The sequence below is a fragment of the Streptomyces sp. NPDC053665 genome (assembly GCF_055585285.1).
In genome coordinates this window covers 280,945-306,819 of record NZ_JBVJKK010000002.1, presented here as the reverse complement: position 1 = coordinate 306,819, position 25,875 = coordinate 280,945, and the positions used below count along the sequence as shown (strand labels likewise).

Here is a 25,875-nt window from a genome sequence, read left to right as displayed (position 1 = left end):
GCCACCGGGCGTACTGCGGGCGGAGTATGCGCCGCATAAGGAAATGGACCTGGGGCCTACGGGACAGCGTCGTCCCATGGCCCAGGGTGTAGGGACGGGCGCTCCTCTGCGCGTCCGCTGCCGCTTCTGCCGTTAACAGAAGAGAGACCCTCACCCATGTCCTGGCTGTCCAGGTTCAGCCTCGCGCAACGGGCCTTGATCGGGCTGATGTCGATCATCGCGCTCGTCTTCGGGGCGATCGCGATACCCCAGCTCAAGCAGCAGCTGCTGCCCACCATCGAACTGCCCATGGTGTCCGTCCTGGCGCCCTACCAGGGCGCGTCCCCGGACGTGGTCGAGAAGCAGGTCGTCGAACCCATCGAGGACAACCTCGAAGCCGTCGACGGCATCAGCGGCGTCACCTCCACCGCCAGCGAGGGCAACGCCGTGATCATGGCGTCCTTCGACTACGGCAACAACACCGAGCAGCTGGTGGCCGACGTCCAGCAGGCCGTCAACCGGGCGCGCGTCCAGCTCCCGGACGACGTCGACCCGCAGGTCGTCGCCGGCTCCACGGACGACATCCCGACCGTCGTCCTGGCCGTCACCTCCGGCCGCGACCAGCAGGCCCTGGCCGACCAGCTCGACAGGACGGTCGTGCCGGACCTGAAGAGCATCGACGGCGTCGGCCAGGTCACCGTCGACGGCGTGCGCGACGTCCAGGTCACCGTCACGCCCGACGACGCGAAGCTGGCGAAGGCCGGCCTGACCGTCCAGTCGCTCGGCGAGGCCCTCAGGGCGGGCGGCGCGACCGTCCCGGCCGGCTCCTTCGACGAGGGCGGCGCCAACCGCACCGTCCAGGTCGGCGGCGGCTTCACCTCCGTCGGTCAGATCAAGGACCTGATGGTCAAGGGCGAGCCCGGCAAGGGCGAGCCGGTGCGCCTCGGCGACGTGGCCGCGGTGAAGCAGCAGGAGGCCCCGGCCGACTCCCTCACCCGCACCGACGGCAAGCCCAGCCTCGCCGTCGCCGTGACCATGGACCGCGACGGCAGCGCGGTCGCCATCTCCGAGGCCGTCCAGGACAAGCTGCCCGGCCTGCGCGAGGACCTCGGCTCCGGCGCGACCCTCACGGTCGTCAGCGACCAGGGCCCGGCCGTGTCGAAGTCCATCGAGGGCCTGACCACCGAGGGCGCGCTCGGTCTGCTCTTCGCGGTCCTGGTGATCCTCGTCTTCCTCGCCTCGGTCCGTTCCACCCTCGTCACCGCGGTGTCCATCCCGCTGTCCGTGGTCCTCGCGCTGATCGTGCTGTGGACGCGCGACCTGTCGCTCAACGTCCTCACCCTGGGCGCGCTGACCATCGCCATCGGCCGGGTCGTCGACGACTCGATCGTGGTCCTGGAGAACATCAAGCGGCACCTCGGCTACGGCGAGGAGCGCCACTCGGCCATCATCAACGCCGTCCGCGAGGTGGCGGGCGCGGTGACGTCCTCGACGCTCACCACGGTCGCGGTGTTCCTGCCGATCGGCCTGGTCGGCGGCATGGTGGGCGAGCTGTTCGGCTCGTTCAGCCTCACCGTGACGGCCGCCCTGCTGGCGTCCCTCCTCGTCTCCCTGACGGTCGTCCCGGTTCTGTCGTACTGGTTCCTGCGTCCGCCCAAGGGCACGCCCGAGGACGCGGCCGAGGCGCGCCGGCTGGCCGAGGACAAGGAGGCCAGGAGCCGCCTCCAGCGGGTCTACGTCCCGGTCCTGCGCTTCGCCACGCGCCGCCGCCTCACCAGCGTGGCCATCGCCGTCGTCGTCCTGGTCGGCACCTTCGGCATGGCGCCGCTGCTGAAGACCAACTTCTTCGACCAGGGCGAGGTCGAGGTCCTCACCGTCAAGCAGGAGCTGAAGCCCGGCACCAGCCTGACCGCCACCGACGCCCAGGCCAGGAAGGTCGAGCGGCTGCTCGCGGACACCGACGGTGTGAAGGACTACCAGGTCACGATCGGCTCGTCCGGCTTCATGGCCGCCTTCGGCGGCGGCACGGACACCAACCAGGCGTCCTACCAGGTGAGTCTGGAGGACTCCGCGTCCGCCGAGGGCGTCCAGGAGGACATCGAGAAGGGCCTGGCCGGGCTGAAGGGCATCGGCACCACCACCGTCTCCGCCGGTGACGGCTTCGGCGCCCAGGACCTCAGCGTGGTCGTGAAGGCCGCCGACGCCGGTGTCCTGCGCACGGCGTCCGAGGAGGTCCGCAAGGCGGTCGCCTCGCTCGACGACGTCCGGGACGTCACCAGCGACCTGTCGCAGAGCGTCCCGCGCATCTCCGTGAAGGCCGACGCCAAGGCGGCAGCGGCCGGTTTCGACGACCAGAGCCTCGGGGCCGTCGTCGCCCAGGCGGTGCGCGGCACCCCCACCGCCAAGGCCGTGCTGGACGACACCGAGCGCGACGTCGTCATCCGCTCGGCGAAGCCGGCGCAGACCCTGAAGCAGCTCGAGGACCTGCGCCTGGGCGCCTCGGTGAAGCTCGGTGACATCGCGACCGTGAAGGTCGTCGACGGGCCGGTCTCGATGACCCGCATCGACGGCCAGCGCGCCGCCACCATCACCGCCAAGCCCACCGGCGACAACACCGGCGCGGTCAGCGCCGCACTCCAGTCGAAGATCGACGGGCTGAAGCTCCCGGACGGTGCCACCGCCTCCATCGGCGGTGTCTCCGAGGACCAGGACGAGGCGTTCGCCAACCTGGGCCTGGCGATGCTCGCGGCCATCGCGATCGTCTTCATGCTGCTGGTCGGCACCTTCCGGTCGCTGATCCAGCCGCTGATCCTGCTGGTGTCCATCCCGTTCGCCGCCACCGGCGCGATCGGCCTGCTGATCGCCACCGGCACCCCGATGGGCGTCCCGGCGATGATCGGCATGCTGATGCTGATCGGCATCGTGGTCACCAACGCGATCGTCCTGATCGACCTGATCAACCAGTACCGCAAGCAGGGCCACGGCGTCGTCGAGGCCGTGATCGAGGGCGGCCGGCACCGGCTGCGCCCGATCCTCATGACGGCACTGGCGACGATCTTCGCGCTGCTGCCCATGGCCCTCGGCATCACGGGTGAGGGCGGGTTCATCGCCCAGCCGCTGGCCGTGGTGGTGATCGGCGGCCTGGTGACGTCGACCCTGCTCACGCTGCTGCTCGTGCCGACGCTGTACGCGATGGTCGAGCTGCGCAAGGAGCGCCGGGCGAAGAAGCGCGCGGCGAAGAAGGGCCTCACGGGCCCCGAGGAGAGCGCCCCGGAGCCGGAGCCGGCCCAGGTCTGACCTCCGGCGGCACGACGAAGGCCCACCCGGGATCCCGGGTGGGCCTTCGCGTCGCTCGGGGCCCGCTACGGCAGCGCCAGCATCCGCTCCAGGGCCAGCTTCGCGAACGCCTCCGTCTCCTTGTCCACCGCGATGCGGTTGACGAGGTTGCCCTCGGCCAGGGACTCCAGGGCCCAGACCAGGTGGGGGAGGTCGATGCGGTTCATGGTCGAGCAGAAGCAGACCGTCTTGTCGAGGAAGACGATCTCCTTGCCCTCCGGAGCGAAACGGTTCGCCAGGCGGCGGACCAGGTTCAGTTCCGTGCCGATGGCCCACTTGGAGCCGGCCGGCGCGGCCTCCAGGGCCTTGATGATGTACTCGGTCGAACCGACGTAGTCGGCCGCGGCCACGACCTCGTGCCGGCACTCGGGGTGCACCAGGACGTTCACGCCGGGGATGCGCTCGCGCACGTCGTTCACCGAGTCCAGGCTGAAGCGGCCGTGCACCGAGCAGTGGCCGCGCCACAGGATCATCTTCGCGCCGCGCAGCTCGTCGGCGGTCAGGCCGCCGTTCGGCTTGTGCGGGTTGTAGACGACGCAGTCCTCCAGGGACATGCCCATGTCCCGCACGGCGGTGTTGCGCCCGAGGTGCTGGTCGGGCAGGAACAGCACCTTCTCACCCTGCTCGAAGGCCCAGTCCAGGGCCCGCTGGGCGTTGGACGAGGTGCAGATCGTGCCGCCGTGCTTGCCCGTGAAGGCCTTGATGTCCGCGGAGGAGTTCATGTACGAGACGGGCACGACCTGCTCGGCGATCCCGGCCTCGGTGAGCACGTCCCAGCACTCGGCGACCTGCTCGGCCGTCGCCATGTCGGCCATGGAGCAGCCGGCGGCCAGGTCGGGCAGCACGACCTTCTGGTCGTCCGAGGTGAGGATGTCCGCGGACTCCGCCATGAAATGCACACCGCAGAAGACGATGTACTCGGCCTCCGGGCGTGCCGCCGCGTCCCGGGCCAGCTTGAAGGAGTCACCCGTCACGTCGGCGAACTGGATGACCTCGTCGCGCTGGTAGTGGTGGCCGAGCACGAAGACCTTGTCCCCGAGCTTCTCCTTCGCCTTGCGGGCGCGCTCCACCAGGTCCGGGTCGGACGGCGAGGGCAGGTCACCGGGACACTCCACGCCGCGCTCGCTCCGCGGGTCGGCCTCGCGGCCGAGGAGCAGCAGGGCGAGGGGCGTCGGCTGTACGTCGAGGTCCTGGGTCTGGGCGGTGGTCACGACACGCACCCTTTCTGTTTCTGCGACTTTTCGTCGATTTGACGCTATCTATCATAACCGCTTCACGTCACTTTGACGATGGCCATAGCGTCGGTGTGACGTGAATCCCGGCCCACGGCCGTCTCTTCCCCACAAGGCCCGGAAAGAGCCGTTTTCTGCTCCCGGGCGGGTGTGCGAGCATGGCAAGGAGCCGAGATCGAGCGTCCGGTCCGGAATGAATCCGAGGCCCCGCCGGTTGCAACCGTCGGCAAGCAGTCTCCGAACAACCCGGGAGAGATGTAGATGTCCGTATCGGACGAGACCAGCACCGTCACCGACGGCATCATCCTGACCGACGCCGCCGCGTCCAAGGTCAAGGCGCTGCTCGACCAGGAGGGCCGCGACGACCTCGCCCTGCGCGTCGCCGTCCAGCCCGGCGGCTGCTCCGGCCTGCGCTACCAGCTCTTCTTCGACGAGCGGTCCCTCGACGGCGACGTGGAGAAGGACTTCGGCGGTGTGAAGGTCGTCACCGACCGCATGAGCGCCCCGTACCTGGGTGGTGCCACGATCGACTTCGTGGACACCATCGAGAAGCAGGGCTTCACGATCGACAACCCGAACGCGACGGGTTCCTGCGCCTGCGGCGACTCCTTCAGCTGAGCCGGCCGGCCGCCCCGGCGGCACGCGGACGCGACGAAGGCGGCGACCTCCTCCGACGGGGCCGCCGCCTTCGTGCTTCCCGGGACTACCGCGTGGGCGGAGCGGGCAGCCGCGCACCCTCCTTGGCCAGCGGGACCGCCCTGCCGTCCGCGTCCACGACCCCGCGGGCGCCGAGCAGCTCGTCCAGCTGCACGGTCTTCTGGAACTGCTTGGCGATCATGACGCACACCTTGTCCGGCCACGGGGTCGAGGTCACCGTGACCGTCACCTCGTCGCCCTTCTCGGCCGCCGTCACGTCGTAGTCGGCGCACACGCCGCCCGTGAACGACACCGTCAGCTCCGCGCCCTCGGCCCGGTAGCCGTCCACCTTCACCTCGCGCGGCCCCGGCGCGGAGGTCGGCCGCTCCTGCGGCTCGCTCGGCGCGGGGGAGGCCAGGTACGTCGGATCGACCGCCGGGTACGTCACCGTGAACGGATCCCGCGCGCCCGGGGCCCGCACCTCGAACAGCCAGGACGGCACCAGCGCCTCGCGCCCGTCCACGTGGTGCGCGGCCAGCCCGAACACCGCGCCCTCGACCGTCACGGTCTCCTTCGCGGGCCCGCCGCTCGCCGGCGTTCCGCAGGGCTCCTCCTCCGGGCGGTCCTCCAGCGGAACCGGGGAGGCGCAGCCGCCGACGCCCGCCCGGCGGTCGCCCCCGGACTGCCCCTCCATCAGCTCCAGCGCCTTCTCGGCGCCGACCACGGGGTACGTGTCGCCCTTCACCGGCGCCCGCAGCCGGCCGCTGCCGCCGACGACCTCGCCGTCCGGGCCCACGGTGATCCCGGTCGTCCAGCCGTGGGTGGGCAGACCGCCGACCCGGGGCTCGGCGTTCACGACCCGCTGGGCGCCCATGACCTGGCTCGTGTCGAGCTTCGCGCCGTCCTGGCCCACCGCCTTCAGCACCGGCGCGGCCGCCCGCCGCGCCTCGGCCTCGCCGACGGGATCGCCACCGGCCGTCTGCGGGCCCTTGCAGGTGTCGACGCCCTTGCAGTTGTCGGTGCCCGGCGCGTGGCGGCTGAACGTCCAGGCCCCCGGCGCCTGCCGGTTCACCTGAAGCGCCGGTCCGGAACCGTCCTGGCCCCCGATCTTCCAGGCCTCTCCCTGGGCGACCGGCGTGCCCTCGATCCCGAGCGCCTTCGCCAGCCGGGCCACGTCGTCCTTCGCCACCTCGCCGCGGGCCCGGTACACCGGGGCTTCGCGGGGGCCGTCCGGGAGCTCGCCCTCGACGCGGTACGTCGCGCCGTAGGGGTTGGGCTCGCCGGGCGCGATGCCGTTGCCGTCGCCCGGCGCGGACTCCGAGTACCCGTCGAGGGCCAGGGGCGGGGGAGTGCCGTCGCCGCCGGGCGCACCGGGGGCGGCGGCCTTGCCGTCCGTACCGCCGGACGCGTTCGAGGCGAGCCAGGCGCCGCCCCCGCCGATCAGCAGGACGGCCGCGGCGACGGACGCGACCAGCGCGGGTGTACGGCGCCGGCCACCACCGTGCGGGACCCGGTCCTCGTGAGCGGGCAGCGGGGGAAGCTCACCGTCCGCGGCGGAGCCGCGAGCACCGGACGAACCCGAGGACCCGGACCGCCCCAGGACGGGCCCGGCGCCCCCTCGGCCGTCCCGGACGGAATCCGGATTCGCCCGGGTACCTCCGGCGGACTGCGTCTCCGCTCCGGCGTCCCGGGCGGGCTCCGCGTCCGCGTCGCTGTTCCGGGCGGTGTCGGTGCCGGGTTCCGCGTTCGCGGCGGGCTCGGCGTCCGCGCCGGCGTCACGGGCGGGCTCGGTGCCGGCTTCGGCGTCCCGGGTGTCCCGGGCGGTGTCGGCGCCGGGTTCGGCGTTCGCGGCGGGTTCGGCGTCCGCTTGGCCGTCCCGGGCGGATTCTGTGCCGGCTTCGGCGTCCCGGGCGTCCCGAGCATCCCGGGCAGGGGCGGCGTCGGCTCCCGCGTCCGCGTCGGTGTCCTGGGCGGGGTCGGTGCCGGCTTCGGCGTTCCCGGTGTGCCCGGGGTCCTGGGGCTGCTCCGGGGGTGTCCCGGCGTTTCCGGTGTCCACGGTGTCGCTTGCCGCGGGCGTATCGGGCTTCCCGGCCTCCCCGGAGGAACCCCCGGCGCCGTCCGGCGCGCCGTCCGGCGCAGCTTCCGGCGCCCCTGCCGCCGCCGAAGGGCCGGTCTCGGGACCCGGCTCGCCGGCCGTGCGGGCGTCCGCGCCGGCGCCCAGGTCCCTCGCGGCGTCGTCGTTCTCGGGTCGCTCGGTGTTCACCGCATCGCTCCTTCGGCTGCACAGCTGTCCCAGGGGGACCCTGCCCGGCCGGATCAGGGCCGCTGGTGGGTCGTATCCCGTCTCCCCTTTACGGGGGACAGCGATGGGACGCAGCGGGGGAGCTCGCGGTTCCCGTGCGTGCGCCGTTCAGTCGCCGTAGTCCGACATCGCGTCGAGCAGCCGCGCCGACGCGACGGGCACCTCCACCCCGTGGATCAGGGCCGGGGAGACCGGCCGGGAGGCGACCCGCTCGGGAGCCGCCCAGTGCGGGGCCATCCGCGCCCCCTCACCCGGCAGCGAGGCCAGATCGCCCTCGATGTCGACCGGAGCGGTGGTGTGGAACTTGAGGTTCGTCATAACGGCACCGTATGCACGCCCCGGTGCACGGAGAAAGATCTACTATCGGGTAGTTTCGTTGCCTTCAGAGCGGCCACGCCCACCCGATAGCGTGAGACGTCAAGGTCCGCCTCCCCCAGGAGAATCCACGCCGTGCGCATCGCAGTCACCGGCTCCATCGCCACCGACCACCTCATGACCTTCCCCGGCCGCTTCGCCGACCAGCTCGTAGCGGACCAGCTGCACACGGTCTCGCTGTCGTTCCTGGTCGACAAGCTGGACGTCCGCCGCGGCGGCGTCGCCGCGAACATCGCCTTCGGCATGGGACAGCTCGGCACCCGGCCGATCCTGGTCGGCGCCGCGGGCGCGGACTTCGACGAGTACCGGGCCTGGCTGGAGCGGCACGGCGTCGACACCGACTCCGTCCGCATCTCCGACACGCTGCACACCGCCCGCTTCGTGTGCACCACCGACGCCGACCACAACCAGATCGGCTCCTTCTACACCGGCGCCATGAGCGAGGCCCGCCTCATCGAGCTCAAGACGGTCGCCGACCGGGTCGGCGGTCTCGACCTGGTCTCCATCGGCGCCGACGACCCGGAGGCGATGCTCCGCCACACCGAGGAGTGCCGCTCGCGGAACATCCCGTTCGCCGCCGACTTCTCCCAGCAGATCGCCCGCATGGACGGCGAGGAGATCCGCATCCTGCTGGACGGGGCGACCTACCTCTTCTCCAACGAGTACGAGAAGGGCCTCATCGAGACCAAGACCGGCTGGACCGACGCCGAGATCCTGTCCCGGGTGGGCCACCGGGTGACCACCCTCGGCGCGCGGGGCGTGCGCATCGAGCGGTCCGGCGAGGACCCCATCGAGGTCGGCACGCCGGACGAGGAGCGCAAGGCCGACCCGACGGGCGTCGGCGACGCCTTCCGCGCCGGGTTCCTCTCCGGCCTGGCCTGGGACGTCTCCCTGGAGCGGGCCGCACAGGTCGGCTGCATGCTGGCGACCCTCGTGATCGAGACGGTCGGGACGCAGGAGTACCAGCTGCGGCGCGGGCACTTCATGGAGCGGTTCACCAAGGCGTACGGGGACGAGGCCGCCGAAGAGGTCCGGGGACACCTGGGCTGATCGCTGCGGCTGCGGCTGCGGCTGCGGCCGCGGGTGCGTGGGGGTGCTGCGCGCGGTTCCCCACGCCCCTCGGCCTTCTCAGCTCGCCCGGCGGACCACGTAGGCCGCTCCTCGGTCCGCCGGCTCCTCGCCCACGTACTCCTGGTTCCGCATCTCGCACCACGCGGGGATGTCCAGCCGGGCCGCCTCGTCGTCCGACAGGACCCGGACCAGCCCGCCCACCGGCACGTCCCCGATGACCTTGGCCAGCTCGATGACGGGGATCGGGCACCGCTTGCCCAGGGAGTCCACGATCAGCACGTCCTCCCGCACCGCCGTCCGCGCGACCGGCGCGCCCAGCTTCTCCCGGACCGCCGCCACGGCCCCCGGCAGCACCTCCAGGAATCTCTCCACCTCCTCCTCGGCCGTCCCCATCGGCAGCGAGACCCGCACGTTCCCCTCACTCAGCACGCCCATGGCGCGCAGGACGTGGCTGGGCGTCAGCGTGCTGCTGGTGCAGGACGATCCGGACGAGACGGAGAAATCGGCGCGGTCCAGCTCGTGCAGCAGGGCCTCCCCGTCGGCGTAGAGGCAGGAGAAGGTGACGACCCCGGGCAGGCGGCGCACCGGATCGCCGACCACCTCCACGTCGGGCACCAGCCGCGGCACCCGGGCCCGGATCCGGTCCGTCAGCTCCCGCAGCCGCCGCGCCTCCTCGACGGCCTCGGCCCGTACGGCGCGCAGCGACGCGGCCGCCGCCACGATCGCCGGGACGTTCTCGAAACCGGGCGCCCGCCCCGACTCCCGCTCGTCCGACGGCCCTTGCGCCGCGAAGCGCACCCCCTTGCGCACCACCAGCAGCCCGACCCCGGGCGGCCCGCCCCACTTGTGCGCACTGCCCGTCAGTAGCGACCAGTCCCCGTCCACCGGCCCCCAGCCGAGCGACTGGGCCGCGTCCACCAGCAACGGCACCCCGGCCTCCCGGCACAGCCGGGCCACCTCGGCGACCGGCTGCTCGGTGCCCACCTCGTGGTTGGCCGACTGGAGGCACGCCAGGGCCGTGTCGGGGCGCAGGGCCTCGGCGTAGGCGGCGGGGTCCACCGCCCCGTGCCGGTCCACCGTCACCCGGCTGACCGAACCGCCCTCCGCCTCGTGCCGCTCGGCCGAATGGAGTACCGAGGAGTGTTCGACCGCTGACACGATCAGGTGGCGTCCGACCCGCCGCCGTCCGGCCGAGGCGCCCGCGATCCCCGTGTGCACGGCACGCGTTCCGGACGAGGTGAACACCAGCTCGTCCGGCCGGCACCCCACCGCCTCGGCGGCGGCCTCCCGCGCCGCGTCGAGCAGCAGGCGGGCCCGCCGCCCCTCCTTGTACAACCGTGCGGGGTCGGCCCACCCCTCATCGAGGGAGGCCAGCAGGGCCTGCCGTGCGACGGGATGGAGCGGAGCGGCGGAAGCGGCATCGAAGTAACCCACACCGCAACGCTAGAACGCCCGGCGCCACGACGTCCCCGCAGGGGCGCGGGGAACTGCGCGAACAGCCACAAACGGCCCGCAGCCGCCAAATCAGCGAACCACCCGAGTGAGTAGGCACCCCTCCCCGAGAACCCCCGGAGGGCGTCGGCTAGGGTTTGGTCCGCATAAACATCCAAACCCCTGCCCGACGCAGGGCGGCGACCGACCAGCGAGAAGGCCAGGCCGCAGCCGAACCGCGCGGGCGAGACTCTCGGGAAGGCGCTACGTGAGTCCCAACGGCTCCGACCGCTCGCCGCGGCGCCCGATGCGGCGGAAGCTGCTGCAGGCACTGACCGCGGGCCTGGTCTTGGCGACAGCCACCGGTTGCTCGTACAACTGGGAAGACTTCCCCCGCCTTGGTATGCCCACCCCGACCACGGAAGAGGCTCCGCGGATCCTCTCCCTGTGGCAGGGGTCCTGGGCGGCTGCGCTCGCCGTCGGCGTGCTGGTGTGGGGTCTGATCCTGTGGAGTGCTTTCTTCCACCGGCGCAGCCGCACCAAGGTCGAGGTACCTCCGCAGACCCGGTACAACATGCCCATCGAGGCGCTGTACACCGTGGTCCCGCTCATCATCGTCTCGGTGCTGTTCTACTTCACCGCCCGCGACGAGTCCGAGCTCCTCAGCCTCAAGAAGAAGCCCGACGTCACCATCAACGTGGTCGGCTTCCAGTGGAGCTGGTGCTTCAACTACATCGAGCCCGTCGCCGGCACGTCCGGTGACGCGAAGACCTCCAAGGACCTGGACGCGATCCCGGACCGGTTCAAGAAGGACTTCCCGGCCGACGCCGGCGGCACCTACGACTGCGGCACCCCGGGCACCCGGAACCCGCAGACGAACAACCCGGGTCCGACGCTCTGGCTCCCCGAGGGCAAGAGGGTCCGCTTCATCCTGACTTCCCGTGACGTCATCCACTCCTTCTGGGTGGTGCCGTTCCTCATGAAGCAGGACGTCATCCCGGGCCACACCAACGCCTTCGAGGTGACCCCCAACAAGGAGGGCACCTTCCTGGGCAAGTGCGCCGAGCTCTGCGGCGTCGACCACTCGCGCATGCTGTTCAACGTGAAGGTCGTCTCCCCCGAGCGCTACGAGCAGCACCTCAAGGACCTCGTGAAGAAGGGGCAGACCGGTTACGTCCCGTCCGGCATCGAGCAGGCGGGCCACGAGAAGAACCGGGAGTCGAACGTACTGTGAGCATCCTGAATGACCCCAAGGGTGCCGCGGCTGCTGGGTCCCACTACGAGGACGAGCAGCCGGTCCGGCGCCAGAACCGCGGCAGTGTCGTGGTCAAGTGGCTGACGACGACGGACCACAAGACGATCGGCACGCTGTACCTGGCCACGTCGTTCGTGTTCTTCGTCATCGGTGGCGTGATGGCGCTGCTCATGCGCGCCGAGCTCGCCCGGCCTGGTCTGCAGATCATGTCGAACGAGCAGTTCAACCAGGCGTTCACGATGCACGGCACGATCATGCTGCTGATGTTCGCGACGCCGCTGTTCGCGGGCTTCGCGAACTGGATCATGCCCCTGCAGATCGGCGCGCCGGACGTGGCGTTCCCGCGGCTGAACATGTTCGCCTACTGGCTGTACCTGTTCGGCTCGCTCATCGCGGTCGGCGGCTTCCTCACGCCGCAGGGCGCGGCCGACTTCGGCTGGTTCGCCTACAGCCCCCTGTCGGACGCGGTGCGTTCGCCCGGTATCGGCGCCGACATGTGGATCATGGGTCTGGCCTTCTCCGGCTTCGGCACGATCCTCGGCTCGGTCAACTTCATCACCACCATCATCTGCATGCGCGCCCCGGGCATGACGATGTTCCGCATGCCGATCTTCACCTGGAACGTGCTGCTGACCGGTGTGCTGGTCCTGCTGGCCTTCCCGGTGCTGGCCGCGGCCCTGTTCGCGCTGGAGGCGGACCGCAAGTTCGGCGCCCACATCTTCGACTCGGCCAACGGCGGAGCGTTGCTGTGGCAACACTTGTTCTGGTTCTTCGGCCATCCAGAGGTGTACATCATCGCGTTGCCGTTCTTCGGCATCATCAGTGAGGTCATCCCGGTCTTCTCCCGCAAGCCGATGTTCGGTTACACGGGTCTGATCGGCGCGACCATCGCGATCGCGGGTCTGTCCGTGACGGTGTGGGCCCACCACATGTACGTCACCGGTGGTGTGCTGCTGCCGTTCTTCTCCTTCATGACGTTCCTCATCGCCGTCCCGACCGGCGTGAAGTTCTTCAACTGGATCGGCACCATGTGGAAGGGCTCGCTGTCCTTCGAGACGCCGATGCTCTGGGCGACCGGCTTCCTGATCACCTTCACCTTCGGTGGCCTGACCGGCGTCATCCTGGCCTCGCCGCCGATGGACTTCCACGTCTCCGACTCGTACTTCGTCGTCGCGCACTTCCACTACGTCGTCTTCGGCACCGTGGTGTTCGCGATGTTCTCCGGCTTCCACTTCTGGTGGCCGAAGTGGACCGGCAAGATGCTGGACGAGCGCCTGGGCAAGATCACCTTCTGGACGCTGTTCATCGGCTTCCACGGCACGTTCCTGGTGCAGCACTGGCTGGGCGCCGAGGGCATGCCGCGCCGGTACGCCGACTACCTGGCGGCCGACGGCTTCACCGCGCTGAACACGATCTCGACGATCAGCTCGTTCCTGCTCGGCATGTCGATCCTGCCGTTCGTCTACAACGTCTGGAAGACCGCCAAGTACGGCAAGCCCGTCGGCGTCGACGACCCGTGGGGCTACGGCCGCTCCCTGGAGTGGGCCACCTCCTGCCCGCCGCCGCGGCACAACTTCATCACCATGCCGCGGATCCGCAGCGAATCCCCGGCGTTCGACCTGCACCACCCGGAGATCGCAGCTCTCGACCAGCTCGAGAACGTGGGCCACGGCGACAAGGCCCTCGCTGGCGGCAAGGAGGCCGGCAAGTGAAGATCCAGGGCAAGATGTTCATGTGGTTGAGCGCCTTCGTGCTCATCATGGCGGTCGTCTACGGCTTCTGGTCGAAGGAGCCCGCCGGTACCACGGCCCTCTTCCTGGCCTTCGGCCTGTGCATCATGATCGGCTTCTACCTCGGCTTCACGGCCAAGCGGGTGGACGTCGGCGCACAGGACAACAAGGAGGCGGACGTCGCGGACGACGCCGGCGAGGTCGGGTTCTTCAGCCCGCACAGCTGGCAGCCGCTCTTCCTGGGCATCGGCGGCGCCCTCGCCTTCCTGGCGGTCGCCATCGGCTGGTGGCTGATGTACTTCTCGCTGCCGGTCATCCTGATCGCCGTCTGGGGCTGGGTCTTCGAGTACTACCGCGGTGAGAACCGCACCCAGTAGGACACCGAGCGCCGCAGGGGCCCGGACACTCCGAGAGGAGTGTCCGGGCCCCTGCTTTCGTGTCCGCCGTCCACCGCAATGCGTGTCACTCGTACGAGTCATCCGGCGTGCCGCGATTGACGCCGGTTCCTAGCGTGAGGTCATGAGCCACACAGCGAACTCCCGCCCCGTCGTCAGCTGCACGCTGCTGGTGATAGCCCTCTGCGCGGGCGTCACCGCCTGCGGCTCCGACGGCGACCCGCTCTCCGCCCGCCCCTACGACGCGGCGGACCAGATCTCCTTCAACGCCCCCACCGAGGGCAACCGGAAGGCCGACCCGGACAAGCCCCTGGAAGTGGTCGCCGAGGACTCCGACGGGCGCATCACCGACGTCACGGCCTACGACGCCTCAGGGCGCTACGTGGCGGGCGAACTCGCCGCCGACGGGCGCCGCTGGCACAGCACCTCCCCGCTGGCCGCCGACGCCGGCTACACGGTCCGGGTGAGCACCGAGAACGAGGACGGGGAGCCCGGCCGCAAGGTCATCACCTTCGACACCGGCAAGCCCACCGCCAAGAAGCGCCTGGACGTCGCGTTCGGCCCGAAGAAGGGCACGTACGGCGTCGGCCAGCCCGTCACGGCGGAGCTGAGCCAGCCGGTGAAGGACCCCGCCCAGCGGGCCGTCGTGGAGCGCGCCCTCAAGGTCACCTCCACGCCCGCCACCGAGGGCGCCTGGCACTGGGTGGACGACAAGAAGCTCCACTACCGCCCCAAGGAGTACTGGCCCGCCCAGGCCACCGTCCAGGTCCGCAGCAACCTGGAGGGCATCAAGGTCGGCGACCGCATGTGGGGCGGCAAGGCCAAGCCGCTGACCTTCACCACCGCGGACAAGCTCATAGCCGTCACCGACGCCGCCGCCCACCAGATGACCGTCTACAAGAACGACGAGATCATCCGGCAGATACCCGTGACCACGGGCAAGCCCGGCTACGACACCCGCAACGGCGTCAAGGTCGTCCTCGCCAAGGAGGGCACCGTCCGCATGACGAGCGCCAGCATCGGCTCCTCGGACTTCTACGACCTGATCGTCCACCACTCGGTCCGGGTCACCAACAGCGGCGAGTACGTCCACGCCGCCCCCTGGTCGGTCGGCTCCCAGGGCTTCGCCAACGTCAGCCACGGCTGCACCGGCATGAGCACCGAGAACGCCGCCTGGTTCTACGACACCGTCCGCGAGGGCGACATCGTCGAGGTCGTCAACTCCGGCGGCGACACGATGGCCCCGTTCGGCAACGGCTACGGCGACTGGAACCTCGACTGGGCGAAGTGGCGCACCGGCAGCGCGCTGGTGGGCGGCACGTCCGACGGCCCCGCACAGGCCGACACGGCCCGCCTGACGCCGCAGAGCGTGTGAGCGGCCCACGCCCGCTCCCCGGCTCCTAGGCCTTGAGAGCGGCCTTCTCCCGCAGCAGGGACGCCAGCGCGGAGGCGAACTCCACCGGATCCACCGGCAGCGTCACCGCCGCCTCCGCGCGGCTCCACGTCGCCAGCCACGCGTCCTGCGGCCGGCCGATCAGCAGCAGCACCGGCGGGCAGTCGAAGACCTCGTCCTTGATCTGCCGGCAGACGCCCATGCCCCCCATGGGCACGGCCTCGCCGTCCAGGACGCAGACGTCGATCCCGCCCTTGTCCAGCTCCTTCACCACCGCCGCGGGGGTCGCGCACTCCACGAACTCCACCACGGGCACGTCCGGCGCCGGCCGCCGTCCCGTGGCGAGCCGCACCTGCTCGCGGGTGTGGGAGTCGTCGCTGTAGACCAGCACCGTGGCGGTCGGCTGCATTGTTCCTCCGTGACGTCAGCGTCGTAAGGACAGGCCCGTTGGGCCGGATGCTACTCCCTTGAACACCACGTCAACACCGGTACGAACGGGGAAGACACTCCGAACGGCACCCCCCGGAGTGAGGGCGGGATAAGCGACCGACATAATGTCGGTCGTGGCGACAGCAACGACAGTAGAAACCGGGCACGCGCACCCGTCGGTCAACCGGCCGAACCTCACCAGCGTCGGAACCATCATCTGGCTGAGTTCCGAGCTGATGTTCTTCGCGGCCCTCTTCGCGATGTACTTCACCCTGCGATCGGTGACGGGTCCCGATCACTGGAAGGAGATGGCGAGCCATCTCAACTTCCCGTTCTCGGCGACGAACACCACGATCCTGGTGCTCTCCTCGCTCACCTGCCAGCTCGGCGTCTTCGCCGCCGAGCGCGGTGACGTGAAGAAGCTGCGGATGTGGTTCATCGTCACCTTCGTGATGGGTGCGATCTTCATCGGCGGTCAGGTCTTCGAGTACACGGAGCTGGTCAAGGAGGCGGGCCTGTCCCTGTCCTCCGACCCGTACGGCTCGGTGTTCTACCTGACCACCGGTTTCCACGGCCTGCACGTGACAGGCGGTCTCATCGCCTTCCTGCTGGTCCTGGGCCGGACCTACGCGGCCCGGAGGTTCACCCACGAGCAGGCGACCGCTGCGATCGTCGTGTCCTACTACTGGCACTTCGTCGATGTCGTCTGGATCGGCCTCTTCGCCACGATCTACATGATCAAGTAGCAGGGCCCCCAACCGCGCGTGCTCGACGAAGCGCGCATCCCAGAAGCATCGACGCAGAAGATCCTGACACCGGGGTAATCCGTGAAAAAGCTCTCCGCACGACGACGCCACCCGTTGGCGGCGCTCGTGGTCCTACTCCTCGCGCTGGCATGCACCGGGGGGCTGTACGCCGTGTTCGCACCCGCGGACAAGGCGCAGGCCGACGAAACCGCCCAGTCCCTCACCATCGAGGAGGGCAAGAAGCTCTACGCCGTCGGCTGCGCCAGTTGCCACGGCACCGGCGGTCAGGGCACCTCCGACGGGCCGAGCCTGGTGGGTGTGGGCGCCGCGGCCGTCGACTTCCAGGTGGGCACGGGCCGTATGCCGGCCGCCACCTCCCAGGGCCCCCAGGTCCCGGAGAAGAAGAACATCTACTCGCAGGCCGAGATCGACCAGCTCGCGGCGTACATCGCCTCGCTGGGCGCCGGTCCGTCCGTTCCGACGGAGGAGCAGTACGGCCCCGAGGGTGCCGACATCGCCAAGGGCGGTGAACTGTTCCGCACCAACTGCGCGCAGTGCCACAACTTCACCGGCAAGGGCGGCGCGCTCACGCACGGCAAGTACGCGCCGACCCTCGAGGGCGTCACCCCGAAGCACATCTACGAGGCCATGCAGACCGGCCCGCAGAACATGCCGTCCTTCCCCGACACCACGCTGTCGGAGAAGAACAAGAAGGACATCATCGCGTACCTCGACGCGGTCAACAGCGAGAAGACCGAGAGCCCCGGCGGCCTCGAGCTGGGCGGTCTCGGGCCGGTCAGCGAGGGTCTGTTCGGCTGGATCTTCGGTCTCGGCGGACTGATCGCCGTCGCCGTATGGGTCGCCGCCCGGACCGCAAAGGCCAAGAAGTCATGAGTAGCCAAGACATTCCAGAAGAGAACCTGCCCGCCGCGCAGTCCGCAGGACACGACGAGCACGGCGTGGTGAGCGTCGCGGACGACAAGCACCCGTTCGCCGACCCGGGCCTGCCGCCCCACGAGCACCGGATCCAGGACATCGACGAGCAGGCCGCCAAGCGGTCCGAGCGCTCGGTCGCCCTGATGTTCACGGTGTCGATGCTGGCCACCATCGCCTTCATCGCCGCGTTCGTGGCGATCCCGGTCGACAAGTCGGTCTACATCTTCCCGCTGGGTCACATCAGCGCGCTGAACTTCGCGCTGGGCGTCACGCTCGGCATCGCGCTGTTCTGCATCGGCGCGGGCGCCGTCCACTGGGCCCGCACCCTGATGTCGGACGTGGAGATCGCCGACGAGCGTCACCCGATCGAGGCGGAGCCCGAAGTCCGCGAGAAGGTCTTCGCCGACTTCAAGCAGGGCGCCAAGGAGTCCGCGCTCGGCCGTCGCAAGCTGATCCGCAACACCATGCTCGGCGCGCTGACGCTGGTCCCGCTCTCCGGTGTCGTGCTGCTGCGCGACCTCGGCCCGCTGCCCGGCGAGAAGCTCCGCCACACGCTGTGGTCCAAGGGCAAGCTGCTCGTCAACATGAACACCAACGAGCCGCTGCGCCCCTCCGACGTCGCGGTCGGTTCGCTGACCTTCGCCAAGCCCGAGGGCCTGGAGGAGCACGACCACGACTTCCAGAACGAGATCGCCAAGGCCGCCCTGATGATCGTCCGGATCCAGCCGGAGAACATCAAGGACAAGCGCGAGCTCGAGTGGTCGCACGAGGGCATCGTCGCGTACTCGAAGATCTGCACCCACGTCGGCTGCCCGATCTCCCTGTACGAGCAGCAGACGCACCACGTGCTCTGCCCCTGCCACCAGTCCACCTTCGACCTGTCCGACGGTGCCCGAGTGATCTTCGGTCCCGCCGGTCACGCCCTGCCGCAGCTGCGCATCGGCGTGAACGACGAGGGCTACCTCGAGGCGCTCGGCGACTTCGAAGAGCCCGTCGGCCCTGCTTTCTGGGAGCGCGGATGAGCACTGCACAGACACGCCGCAAGGCACCCGCCGGAGAGCGGGTCGCCGACTGGGCCGACGGCCGCCTGGGGATCTACTCCCTGGCCAAGGCCAACATGCGCAAGATCTTCCCGGACCACTGGTCCTTCATGCTCGGTGAGATCTGCCTCTACAGCTTCATCATCATCATCCTGACGGGTGTGTACCTGACGCTGTTCTTCCACCCGTCGATGAACGAGGTGGAGTACCACGGCAGTTACGTCCCGCTCCAGGGGCAGCTGATGTCGGAGGCGTTCGCCTCCACGCTGGACATCAGCTTCGACGTCCGCGGCGGTCTGCTGATCCGGCAGATCCACCACTGGGCGGCGATCATCTTCCTCGCCGGCATGTTCGTGCACATGATGCGCGTCTTCTTCACCGGCGCGTTCCGCAAGCCGCGCGAGATCAACTGGCTGTTCGGCTTCCTGCTGTTCGTCCTCGGCATGTTCACCGGTTTCACCGGCTACTCGCTCCCGGACGACCTGCTCTCCGGCACCGGTGTCCGCTTCACGCAGGGCGCGATCCTGTCCGTGCCGATCGTGGGCACGTACATCTCGATGTTCCTGTTCGGCGGGGAGTTCCCGGGCACCGACTTCGTCGCCCGGTTCTACTCGATCCACATCCTGCTGCTGCCGGGCATCATGCTCGGGCTCGTGGTCGGCCACCTGATCCTGGTCTTCTACCACAAGCACACGCAGTTCGCGGGTCCCGGACGGACCAACAAGAACGTCGTCGGCATGCCGCTGCTGCCGGTCTACATGGCCAAGGCCGGAGGCTTCTTCTTCCTGGTCTTCGGTGTCATCGCGGCCATCGCCGGCATCGCGACCGTCAACCCGATCTGGGTCCTGGGCCCCTACCGCCCCGACCAGGTGTCGACCGGTGCCCAGCCCGACTGGTACATGGGCTTCGCCGAGGGTCTGGTCCGCGCCATGCCGGGCTGGGAGATCAACTTCTGGGGTCACACGCTCGTCCTGGGCGTGTTCATCCCGCTGGTCCTCTTCGGCCTGTTCCTCGCGATCATCGCCCTGTACCCGTTCATCGAGTCCTGGATCACCGGGGACAAGCGCGAGCACCACATCCTGGACCGTCCGCGCAACGCCCCGACCCGCACGGCCGTGGGTGTCGCCTGGGTCACCGGCTACGTGATCATGCTGATCGGCGGTGGCAACGACATCGTCGCGACCCACTTCCACCTGTCGATCAACGCGGTCACCTGGTTCGTCCGGATCGGGTTCTTCCTCGGCCCGGTCGTCGCCTTCGTCGTCACCAAGCGGATCTGCCTCGGCCTCCAGCGCCGGGACAAGGAGAAGGTGCTGCACGGCCGCGAGTCGGGCATCATCAAGCGCCTGCCGCACGGTGAGTTCATCGAGGTGCACGAGCCGCTCAGCCAGGAGCAGATGTACACGCTCACGGCGCACGAGCAGTACAAGCCGGCCGAGATCGGCCCGACGGTCGACGAGAACGGCGTCGAGCGCAAGGTGAAGGGTTCCGAAAAGCTGCGCGCCAAGCTCAGCGATGCCTACTACGGCGACGGCTCCCAGATCCCGAAGCCCACCGTCGAGGAGTACCGGGAGATCACGAGCGGCCACGGCCACCACTGATCACTGCTTCGCCACGCCACCAGAAGGGCCTCGTCCGGTGTTCGGACGGGGCCCTTCGGCCTGTCCGGGGGTGGATAGGGTGGACGCGTCGAGACATTCCGTCCCGCAGTGCGGGACACCTGACCCTGGAGCGGCTTATGAGCGCTGTGACCCCCGCCGGAGGCGACACCGCGGCGGCCCGCTCCTGGCCCCTGCTGCTGAACGGCCTGCTTCAGGGCCGGGACCTGACCGCCGACGACACCGCCTGGGCGATGGACCTGATCATGCGCGGCGAGGCCACCGACGCGCAGATCGCCGGCTTCGTGGTCGCGCTGCGCGCCAAGGGCGAGACCGTCGAGGAGATCTCCGGGTTCGTCCGGGCGATGTACGCGCACGCCAACGTGATCGAGGTGCCCGGACCGGCGGTCGACATCGTCGGCACGGGCGGCGACGGGGCGAAGACCGTCAACATCTCCACCATGTCGGCCATCGTCATCGCCGGCACGGGCGCCAAGGTCGTCAAGCACGGCAACCGGGCCGCCTCCTCGGCGTCCGGGGCCTCGGACGTGCTGGAGAAGCTCGGGGTCAACCTGGAACTGCCGACGCACCGGGTGGCCGGCGTGGCCGAGGAGGCCGGGATCACCTTCTGCTTCGCGGCGAAGTTCCACCCCTCGATGCGCTACGCGGGCGCGGCCCGCGGCCAGTTGGGCATCCGGACGATCTTCAACGTCCTGGGCCCGCTGACCAACCCCGCGAAGGTCCGTGCCCAGGCCGTCGGCGTGGCCGACCCGCGCATGGCGCCCATCGTCGCGGGCGTCTTCGCCGGGCGCGGCCACTCGTCGCTGGTCTTCCGCGGCGACGACGGCCTCGACGAACTGACCACCACGTCCACCTCCCGGGTCTGGATCGTCCGGGACGGCACGGTGGCCGAGGAGGCCTTCGACCCGCGGGACGTGGGCCTGGAGCTGGTCCCGGTCGAGGCGCTGCGCGGCGCGGACGCCTCCTACAACGCGGAGGTCGCCCGCCGGCTGCTGGACGGCGAGACCGGCCCCGTCCGCGACGCCGTCCTGCTGAACGCGGCGGCGGCCCTGGTGGCGCTGGAGCCGGGCACGGGGACACTGGCCGAGCAGCTCGGCGCCGGCATGGCGAAGGCGGCGGAGTCCATCGACTCCGGGGCGGCCAAGCGGACCCTGGAGCGCTGGGTGGCCGCGACCAACGCCTAGCGGCTGCGGCGAGGGCGTCCCGCGATCCGGACCCGGGTTGCGGGGCGCCGATCTTTTCGCGTACGTTCCTGAACAGGTCATGAGTGACAGTCATGAGGCCCCGGCCGACTGTCCGGCAACCCTCCGTCCGTGGCGGGGTGCCCCGGGTGAAGACCAGGCCGCAGGCAGCGAGGTCTGCGGCAAGCGCGGACCCCTCGCGATACCAGGGGTCCTGGTCGTCGAGGAGTTCTCCGTGAGTCAGCGAATGCGATAGGGCCGCAGAGCCCCGCCTCCGCATCCCCTCTTCCTTTCCTCACCCCCGCCGGCAGCCCATCGGGCCCGCGGGTGGTCCCGCCTGATCTCACGGGAGTTCACCATGTCCGTCTCCGCCGTTGCCGCCGAACAGTCCGTCTGCGCCCCGCTGCCCGTTCTGGGCCGGGACGTCACCGTGCCGCTGGTGACCGGGGGAGAGGTCACCTACGCCGCGCTCGACTACGCGGCCAGCGCCCCGGCGCTCCAGCGCGTCTGGGACGACGTCGCCGCCTACGCGCCCTACTACGGCAGCGTCCACCGCGGCGCCGGGTACCTGTCCCAGCTGTCCACCGACCTGTTCGAGAACGCCCGCCGCACGGTCGCGGAGTTCCTCGGCTGCCGGGACGGCGACCAGGTGGTGTTCACCCGGTCCACCACCGACTCCCTCAACCTCCTCGCCGCCGCCCTGCCGGAGGACTGCCGGGTCTTCGTCTTCGAGACCGAGCACCACGCCTCCCTGCTGCCCTGGCGCGACGCCCAGGTCACCTGCCTCGACGCCCCGAGGAGCCACCGCGAGGCCGTCGAGGCCCTGGAGCGGGCCCTGGCCGACCGGGACCCCCACGGCCCCGCCCTCGTGTGCGTCACCGGCGCCTCCAACGTCACCGGGGAACTGTGGCCCGTGCGGGAGCTCGCGGCGGCCGCGCACGCCCACGGCGCCCGGATCGTGCTGGACGCCGCCCAGCTGGCCCCCCACCACCCCGTCTCCGTCGCGGACCTCGACGTCGACTGGGTCGCCTTCTCCGGGCACAAGCTGTACGCGCCCTTCGGCTCCGGCGTGCTGGCCGGCCGGTCCGACTGGCTGCGCGCGGCCGAGCCGTACCTCGCGGGCGGCGGCGCCTCCCGCAAGGTCACGCGCCGGGAGGACGGCGGCGTCGACGTGGAGTGGCACGACAGCGCCGCCCGCCACGAGGCCGGCTCCCCGAACGTCATCGGCGCCTACTCCATCGCCTCCGCCTGCAAGGCCCTCACCGAGGCCGGGTTCGACACGCTGGTCGCCCGCGAGCAGTACCTGATCGACCGGGTGCGCCAGGGGCTCGCCGAGGTGCCCCAGGTCCGGGTCCTGTCCCTGTTCGGCGACGACGCGCCGCGTGTCGGCGTGATCTCCTTCGTCGTGGACGGCTGGAACAGCTCCCACTTCGCCGCCGCGCTCTCCGCCGAGTACGGCATCGGCGTCCGGGACGGGCTGTTCTGCGCCCACCCGCTGGTGCGCACGCTGCTCGGCGGTGACCCGCAGCAGCAGGGCGAGTGCGGGGCGCCGGAGGCCGCGCCGGGCGAGAAGGCGCTCAACGCCATCCGGGTGAGCTTCGGGGCGGGCACGCCGGACGAGCACGTGGAGCGTTTCGTCCGGGCCGTGCGGGAGCTGGTGACCGACGGGGCGAAGTGGAACTACCGCACCGAGGACGGCCGCTGCGTGCCGGACACCTCCGTGTGAGGAGCGTGGGCCGGGAGCGGCGGTGGCCGGGCCCTCGGGACGATCGCCCGCAGGGCCCCGCGACCGGGGCTACGCGTCCAGGCCGATGGAGAACGCGGCCTCCAGGTCGTGCTGCGAGTAGGTGCGGAACGCCACGTGCGTGTCCGTGCCCTCCACCCCGGGGATCTTGCTGATCCGGCCGGGGATGACCTCGGCCAGGTCCTCGTGCCGGCTCACCCGGACCATCGCGATCAGGTCGTAGGTGCCGGTGACCGAGAAGACCTCGCTGACGTTCTCCAGCGCCGCGATCGACTCCGCGATCTCGGGGATCCGGTCCACGCTGGTCTTGATGAGGACGATCGCGGTGATCACGGCTGGTTCTCTCCCTCGGGGGCCGGAGCAGGGGCGGTCCTCACTCTAGTCGGGCCGGTCGGACGGCCGTAGCGCACGGACGCGTAGCCGAAGCCCAGCCCGAATCCGATCAGGTGGGCCAGGTAGGCCACCCCGGGCCCGTCCGAGGCACGCCCCGCCGCCAGCCATTGCAGGCCCGCCCAGAACGGCAGCACGACCCACGCCGGGAAGCGCACCGGCAGGAAGAACAGGAACGGCAGGAGACTGGTCACCCGGGCCCGCGGGAACAGGTACAGGAACGCGCCGAGGACGGCGGAGATCGCCCCCGAGGCCCCGACCAGGGACTGCCCCGAGTCCGCGTTGGCGACGGCGTAGCCGAGCAGGGCCAGGCAGCCGCAGCCGGTGTAGAACAGCAGGAACTGCACGCGGCCCATGCGTTCCTCGGTCATCGCCCCGAAGACGTAGAGGAAGAGCATGTTGCCGAGCAGGTGCACCCAGCTGCCGTGGACGAACAGCGCGGTCACGGGGGTGAGGACCGAGCCGCCGGTATGGGCGGAGCCGTCGAACAGCTCCGCGGGGACCACCCCCCAGCGGCGGAAGTAGGCCCGCTGCGCCGCCAGCAGCTCGTCGCCCGTGCCGTACGCCGGATTCAGGCCCGAGCCGGGCCCGGCCAGGAAGACCAGGCAGCACAGGGCGATCAGCGAGTACGTCACCGGTGCCGACGCCCCTCCGGCCGCCCTGCCGGCCCGGACGAACGACGCACTCCACTTGCGGATCATGACTACAGAGCATGACGTAAGGGGACGCAGCCGGACAGACCGCCTCGCCGCCGTGGACACGTGGGCGGCGGGCACCCCCCAGGCCGTAGGGTTACGAGCCACACGCACCGGGGATGCCGGTGGCGTCACGGACACTAGAGGAAAGAGAACAGGTCACGATGACGGTTCCCCTGCCGACCGCCGGGACGCGCTGGCGCTGCACCCTCTGCGGCAACCTCACGCGGTTCGACGTCACCCGCTCGTCGAAGGTCGTCGAGTACGTCCACCTCGACCTGGCCGGAGAGCCGAAGGTCGAGGAGCGCGAGGTGCTCAGTGAGACCATCGAGTCGGTGCGCTGCCGCTGGTGCAACGCGGTGGACCAGGTGGAACTCGTGGACAGGCCGGGCGCCGGCTCCTGAGCATGGGGGTCCCCCCGCTCGGGCGAAGCCAGGAGTGGGGGAGGGTCCCGCACGGATTGGGGTGTGACGGATGGTGGAGACCACGGGCGGGGAGCCGGGCGACGGCGCCGCCGAGGTGCTCGACCGTCCGCTGCCCGACGGCGTGCGCCGCCGGGTCGTGCAGATCGTCGCCGACGGCTTCGGTTCGCTGACCGTCGGCGAGCTGCCCGCCCAGTTGCGGCAGTACGCCCGCTTCGCGCCCAACCGGCGGGCCAAGTTCGCCGGCAACGCCATGGCCTCGGCGCTGGAGACCGACCCGCTGTTCCGCCAGCGCATCGGGGAGAAGCTCAGGGAGACCCAGCCGGAGCTCACCGGCGCCCTCGACTCCGGCTCCCCGCCCCCGGCCGCGGACCCGCTCGACGTGGCGGCCGCGGCGTACGTACTGCGCCCGCCCGGCTGGGTGAAGCTGGTCGCGGCCGCCGGCGAGGAGGCCCAGCGGGCCGACGCCGAGCGGGCCGACGAGGAGAGCCGGGCCGAGCTGGAGCGGCTGCGCGCGGAACTCGACCGGGCCCGGGAGGCGACCCGGTCCGAGACCGAGCGGCTGCGCGCGGAGCTGGAGTCGGCCAGGAGGGAGGGCGAGGCGCTGCACCGCAAGCTGCGCGCCGCCCTCAGCGACGTCAAGCGCGGCGAGGCCGCCCTGCGCAAGGCGCACGGCGAGATCGAGGCCGCGCGCGCCGAGGGGCACGCCCAGGTCTCCGCCGCCGAGAGCGAGACCCGGCGGCTGAAGGCGCGGCTCGGCGAGACCGAGGCGGCCCTGGAGGCCGCCCGGCGGGCCGCGCGTGAGGGCCGCAGTGTGGAGGACATGCGGGTGCGGCTGCTGCTGGACACCCTGCTGGACGCCACCCAGGGGCTGCGCCGCGAGCTGGCCCTGCCGCCGGTGTCCGTCCGCCCGGCCGAGACGGTCGACGCGGTCGAGCCGGGCCGGATGACACCCAAGGACATCGCCGCCCGCGCCCTGTCGGAGAACGACCCGCAGGTCCTCGACCAGCTCCTCGCGCTGCCGCAGGCGCACCTCGTCGTCGACGGGTACAACGTCACCAAAACGGGTTATCCGCAGATGCCGCTGGAGAAGCAGCGCCTGAGGCTGCTGGGGCAGCTCTCCCAACTGGCCGCGCAGAGCGGCGCCGAGGTGACCTGCGTCTTCGACGGGGCCGAGCTGGCCGCGCCGGTGCTGCTCGCACCCCCGCGCGGGGTGCGGGTGCTGTTCTCGAAGCCGGGCGTCACCGCCGACGAGCTCATCCGGCAGCTGGTGCGCGCCGAACCCCCGGGCCGTCCCGTCATCGTGGCCTCCACCGACCGGGAGGTGGCCGACGGGGTCGCCCGCGCCGGTGCCCGGCCGGTGGCCTCGGCGATGCTCCTCAAGCGCCTTACGTGAGTCTGTAGGGCGTACGCCCGCATGCGCAACGTCCGGGCGTGATGCCCGAATTGGCGGGGCCTGTGGGCCACGGTGCGTCAAGCGCCTCTCACCGCCTGTGAGTCCAGGGGAAAAGATGGCTTACCGTGACGCGAATTTTCAT

Annotated in this window: 22 protein-coding genes and 1 riboswitch; of the genes, 15 read left to right on the top strand and 7 right to left on the bottom strand. The window is 70.6% G+C overall.

What is annotated here, in order from left to right:
- Positions 1–156 precede the first annotated feature (156 nt).
- Entirely contained in the window at positions 157–3,276 is a 3,120-nt protein-coding gene (locus ACZ6ZN_RS08925) for an efflux RND transporter permease subunit (protein ID WP_469644446.1), read from the top strand.
- A gap of 65 nt (positions 3,277–3,341) precedes the next feature.
- On the opposite strand, the gene nadA is transcribed toward ACZ6ZN_RS08925, so the two are convergent.
- Positions 3,342–4,526, bottom strand: coding sequence for a quinolinate synthase NadA (gene nadA / locus ACZ6ZN_RS08920; RefSeq protein WP_469644444.1), 1,185 nt, complete (start codon positions 4,524–4,526; stop codon positions 3,342–3,344).
- Positions 4,527–4,808: 282 nt separating this feature from the next.
- Here nadA and ACZ6ZN_RS08915 point away from each other — a divergent pair, with 282 nt between their 5' ends.
- A complete protein-coding gene (locus ACZ6ZN_RS08915) occupies positions 4,809–5,165 on the top strand; it encodes a HesB/IscA family protein (protein ID WP_010037217.1) in 357 nt (118 codons plus the stop codon).
- A gap of 85 nt (positions 5,166–5,250) precedes the next feature.
- On the opposite strand, the gene ACZ6ZN_RS08910 is transcribed toward ACZ6ZN_RS08915, so the two are convergent.
- Positions 5,251–7,446: a hypothetical protein gene (locus ACZ6ZN_RS08910; protein ID WP_469644440.1), complete on the bottom strand. Its 2,196-nt coding sequence runs from the start codon at positions 7,444–7,446 to the stop codon at positions 5,251–5,253.
- Positions 7,447–7,593: 147 nt separating this feature from the next.
- The gene (locus tag ACZ6ZN_RS08905; protein WP_451879198.1) at positions 7,594–7,803 is read right to left on the bottom strand and encodes a hypothetical protein; all 210 of its coding nucleotides are present in this window, start codon (positions 7,801–7,803) and stop codon (positions 7,594–7,596) included.
- A gap of 132 nt (positions 7,804–7,935) precedes the next feature.
- Between ACZ6ZN_RS08905 and ACZ6ZN_RS08900 the strand changes: the two genes are divergently transcribed.
- Positions 7,936–8,910, top strand: coding sequence for a carbohydrate kinase family protein (locus ACZ6ZN_RS08900; protein ID WP_451879197.1), 975 nt, complete (start codon positions 7,936–7,938; stop codon positions 8,908–8,910).
- Positions 8,911–8,988: 78 nt separating this feature from the next.
- Here the strand turns inward: ACZ6ZN_RS08900 and ACZ6ZN_RS08895 are convergent, their stop codons facing one another.
- The gene (locus ACZ6ZN_RS08895) at positions 8,989–10,365 is read right to left on the bottom strand and encodes an aminotransferase class V-fold PLP-dependent enzyme (RefSeq protein ID WP_469644437.1); all 1,377 of its coding nucleotides are present in this window, start codon (positions 10,363–10,365) and stop codon (positions 8,989–8,991) included.
- A gap of 265 nt (positions 10,366–10,630) precedes the next feature.
- On the opposite strand from ACZ6ZN_RS08895, the gene ctaC reads away from it, so the two are divergent.
- From ctaC to ACZ6ZN_RS08875, 4 genes are all read left to right on the top strand, one after another.
- Complete coding sequence (gene ctaC, locus ACZ6ZN_RS08890) at positions 10,631–11,596, top strand: aa3-type cytochrome oxidase subunit II (protein ID WP_398111197.1); 966 nt, start codon at positions 10,631–10,633, stop codon at positions 11,594–11,596.
- Positions 11,593–13,329 (top strand): aa3-type cytochrome oxidase subunit I, encoded by a 1,737-nt coding sequence (gene ctaD / locus ACZ6ZN_RS08885; protein WP_469644434.1) that lies wholly within the window; start codon positions 11,593–11,595, stop codon positions 13,327–13,329. Before ctaC ends, ctaD begins: the two co-directional genes overlap by 4 nt.
- A complete protein-coding gene (locus tag ACZ6ZN_RS08880) occupies positions 13,326–13,724 on the top strand; it encodes a cytochrome c oxidase subunit 4 (RefSeq protein ID WP_398111195.1) in 399 nt (132 codons plus the stop codon). Before ctaD ends, ACZ6ZN_RS08880 begins: the two co-directional genes overlap by 4 nt.
- Before the next feature lie 142 nt (positions 13,725–13,866).
- Complete coding sequence (locus tag ACZ6ZN_RS08875) at positions 13,867–15,117, top strand: L,D-transpeptidase (protein ID WP_398111194.1); 1,251 nt, start codon at positions 13,867–13,869, stop codon at positions 15,115–15,117.
- 25 nt (positions 15,118–15,142) lie between these two features.
- Here ACZ6ZN_RS08875 and ACZ6ZN_RS08870 read toward each other — a convergent pair whose 3' ends face one another.
- On the bottom strand, positions 15,143–15,544 hold the full coding sequence (locus ACZ6ZN_RS08870) for a response regulator (protein ID WP_398111193.1): 402 nt from the start codon (positions 15,542–15,544) through the stop codon (positions 15,143–15,145).
- 145 nt (positions 15,545–15,689) lie between these two features.
- On the opposite strand from ACZ6ZN_RS08870, the gene ctaE reads away from it, so the two are divergent.
- From ctaE to ACZ6ZN_RS08840, 6 genes are all read left to right on the top strand, one after another.
- Complete coding sequence (gene ctaE / locus ACZ6ZN_RS08865; protein WP_010048918.1) at positions 15,690–16,310, top strand: aa3-type cytochrome oxidase subunit III; 621 nt, start codon at positions 15,690–15,692, stop codon at positions 16,308–16,310.
- Positions 16,311–16,391: 81 nt separating this feature from the next.
- Entirely contained in the window at positions 16,392–17,204 is an 813-nt protein-coding gene (gene qcrC, locus ACZ6ZN_RS08860; protein WP_369196149.1) for a cytochrome bc1 complex diheme cytochrome c subunit, read from the top strand.
- Positions 17,201–18,268, top strand: a complete 1,068-nt coding sequence (gene qcrA / locus ACZ6ZN_RS08855) for a cytochrome bc1 complex Rieske iron-sulfur subunit (RefSeq protein WP_469644431.1) — start codon at positions 17,201–17,203, stop codon at positions 18,266–18,268. The genes qcrC and qcrA overlap by 4 nt, the downstream gene beginning before the upstream one ends.
- Positions 18,265–19,887 (top strand): cytochrome bc1 complex cytochrome b subunit, encoded by a 1,623-nt coding sequence (gene qcrB / locus ACZ6ZN_RS08850; RefSeq protein WP_398111190.1) that lies wholly within the window; start codon positions 18,265–18,267, stop codon positions 19,885–19,887. The genes qcrA and qcrB overlap by 4 nt, the downstream gene beginning before the upstream one ends.
- Before the next feature lie 137 nt (positions 19,888–20,024).
- Positions 20,025–21,089, top strand: coding sequence for an anthranilate phosphoribosyltransferase (gene trpD / locus ACZ6ZN_RS08845; protein ID WP_451878521.1), 1,065 nt, complete (start codon positions 20,025–20,027; stop codon positions 21,087–21,089).
- 75 nt (positions 21,090–21,164) lie between these two features.
- Positions 21,165–21,281: riboswitch (SAM riboswitch) on the top strand.
- Positions 21,282–21,444: 163 nt separating this feature from the next.
- Positions 21,445–22,812, top strand: a complete 1,368-nt coding sequence (locus ACZ6ZN_RS08840; protein WP_451878520.1) for an aminotransferase class V-fold PLP-dependent enzyme — start codon at positions 21,445–21,447, stop codon at positions 22,810–22,812.
- 69 nt (positions 22,813–22,881) lie between these two features.
- Here ACZ6ZN_RS08840 and ACZ6ZN_RS08835 read toward each other — a convergent pair whose 3' ends face one another.
- Together ACZ6ZN_RS08835 and ACZ6ZN_RS08830 are read right to left on the bottom strand one after the other, a co-directional pair.
- A complete protein-coding gene (locus ACZ6ZN_RS08835; RefSeq protein ID WP_376323652.1) occupies positions 22,882–23,163 on the bottom strand; it encodes an Lrp/AsnC family transcriptional regulator in 282 nt (93 codons plus the stop codon).
- A complete protein-coding gene (locus ACZ6ZN_RS08830) occupies positions 23,160–23,921 on the bottom strand; it encodes a rhomboid family intramembrane serine protease (protein ID WP_451878519.1) in 762 nt (253 codons plus the stop codon). Before ACZ6ZN_RS08830 ends, ACZ6ZN_RS08835 begins: the two co-directional genes overlap by 4 nt.
- A 158-nt stretch (positions 23,922–24,079) precedes the next feature.
- Here ACZ6ZN_RS08830 and ACZ6ZN_RS08825 point away from each other — a divergent pair, with 158 nt between their 5' ends.
- Entirely contained in the window at positions 24,080–24,319 is a 240-nt protein-coding gene (locus tag ACZ6ZN_RS08825; protein ID WP_114251597.1) for a hypothetical protein, read from the top strand.
- Positions 24,320–24,389: 70 nt separating this feature from the next.
- Positions 24,390–25,733 (top strand): NYN domain-containing protein, encoded by a 1,344-nt coding sequence (locus ACZ6ZN_RS08820; RefSeq protein ID WP_469644427.1) that lies wholly within the window; start codon positions 24,390–24,392, stop codon positions 25,731–25,733.
- The last annotated feature ends 142 nt before the right edge of the window (positions 25,734–25,875 follow it).

What these genes read in the sequence shown, in the direction of transcription:
- ACZ6ZN_RS08830 (WP_451878519.1), bottom strand. Translation starts at nt 23,921, where the DNA reads ATGATCCGCAAGTGGAGTGCGTCGTTCGTCCGGGCCGGCAGGGCGGCC.
- ctaE (WP_010048918.1), top strand. Translation starts at nt 15,690, where the DNA reads ATGTCGGTCGTGGCGACAGCAACGACAGTAGAAACCGGGCACGCGCAC.
- qcrA (WP_469644431.1), top strand. Translation starts at nt 17,201, where the DNA reads ATGAGTAGCCAAGACATTCCAGAAGAGAACCTGCCCGCCGCGCAGTCC.
- ACZ6ZN_RS08870 (WP_398111193.1), bottom strand. Translation starts at nt 15,544, where the DNA reads ATGCAGCCGACCGCCACGGTGCTGGTCTACAGCGACGACTCCCACACC.
- ACZ6ZN_RS08925 (WP_469644446.1), top strand. Translation starts at nt 157, where the DNA reads ATGTCCTGGCTGTCCAGGTTCAGCCTCGCGCAACGGGCCTTGATCGGG.
- ACZ6ZN_RS08820 (WP_469644427.1), top strand. Translation starts at nt 24,390, where the DNA reads ATGGTGGAGACCACGGGCGGGGAGCCGGGCGACGGCGCCGCCGAGGTG.
- ACZ6ZN_RS08915 (WP_010037217.1), top strand. Translation starts at nt 4,809, where the DNA reads ATGTCCGTATCGGACGAGACCAGCACCGTCACCGACGGCATCATCCTG.
- qcrB (WP_398111190.1), top strand. Translation starts at nt 18,265, where the DNA reads ATGAGCACTGCACAGACACGCCGCAAGGCACCCGCCGGAGAGCGGGTC.
- trpD (WP_451878521.1), top strand. Translation starts at nt 20,025, where the DNA reads ATGAGCGCTGTGACCCCCGCCGGAGGCGACACCGCGGCGGCCCGCTCC.
- ACZ6ZN_RS08840 (WP_451878520.1), top strand. Translation starts at nt 21,445, where the DNA reads ATGTCCGTCTCCGCCGTTGCCGCCGAACAGTCCGTCTGCGCCCCGCTG.
- ACZ6ZN_RS08905 (WP_451879198.1), bottom strand. Translation starts at nt 7,803, where the DNA reads ATGACGAACCTCAAGTTCCACACCACCGCTCCGGTCGACATCGAGGGC.
- ACZ6ZN_RS08825 (WP_114251597.1), top strand. Translation starts at nt 24,080, where the DNA reads ATGACGGTTCCCCTGCCGACCGCCGGGACGCGCTGGCGCTGCACCCTC.
- ACZ6ZN_RS08875 (WP_398111194.1), top strand. Translation starts at nt 13,867, where the DNA reads ATGAGCCACACAGCGAACTCCCGCCCCGTCGTCAGCTGCACGCTGCTG.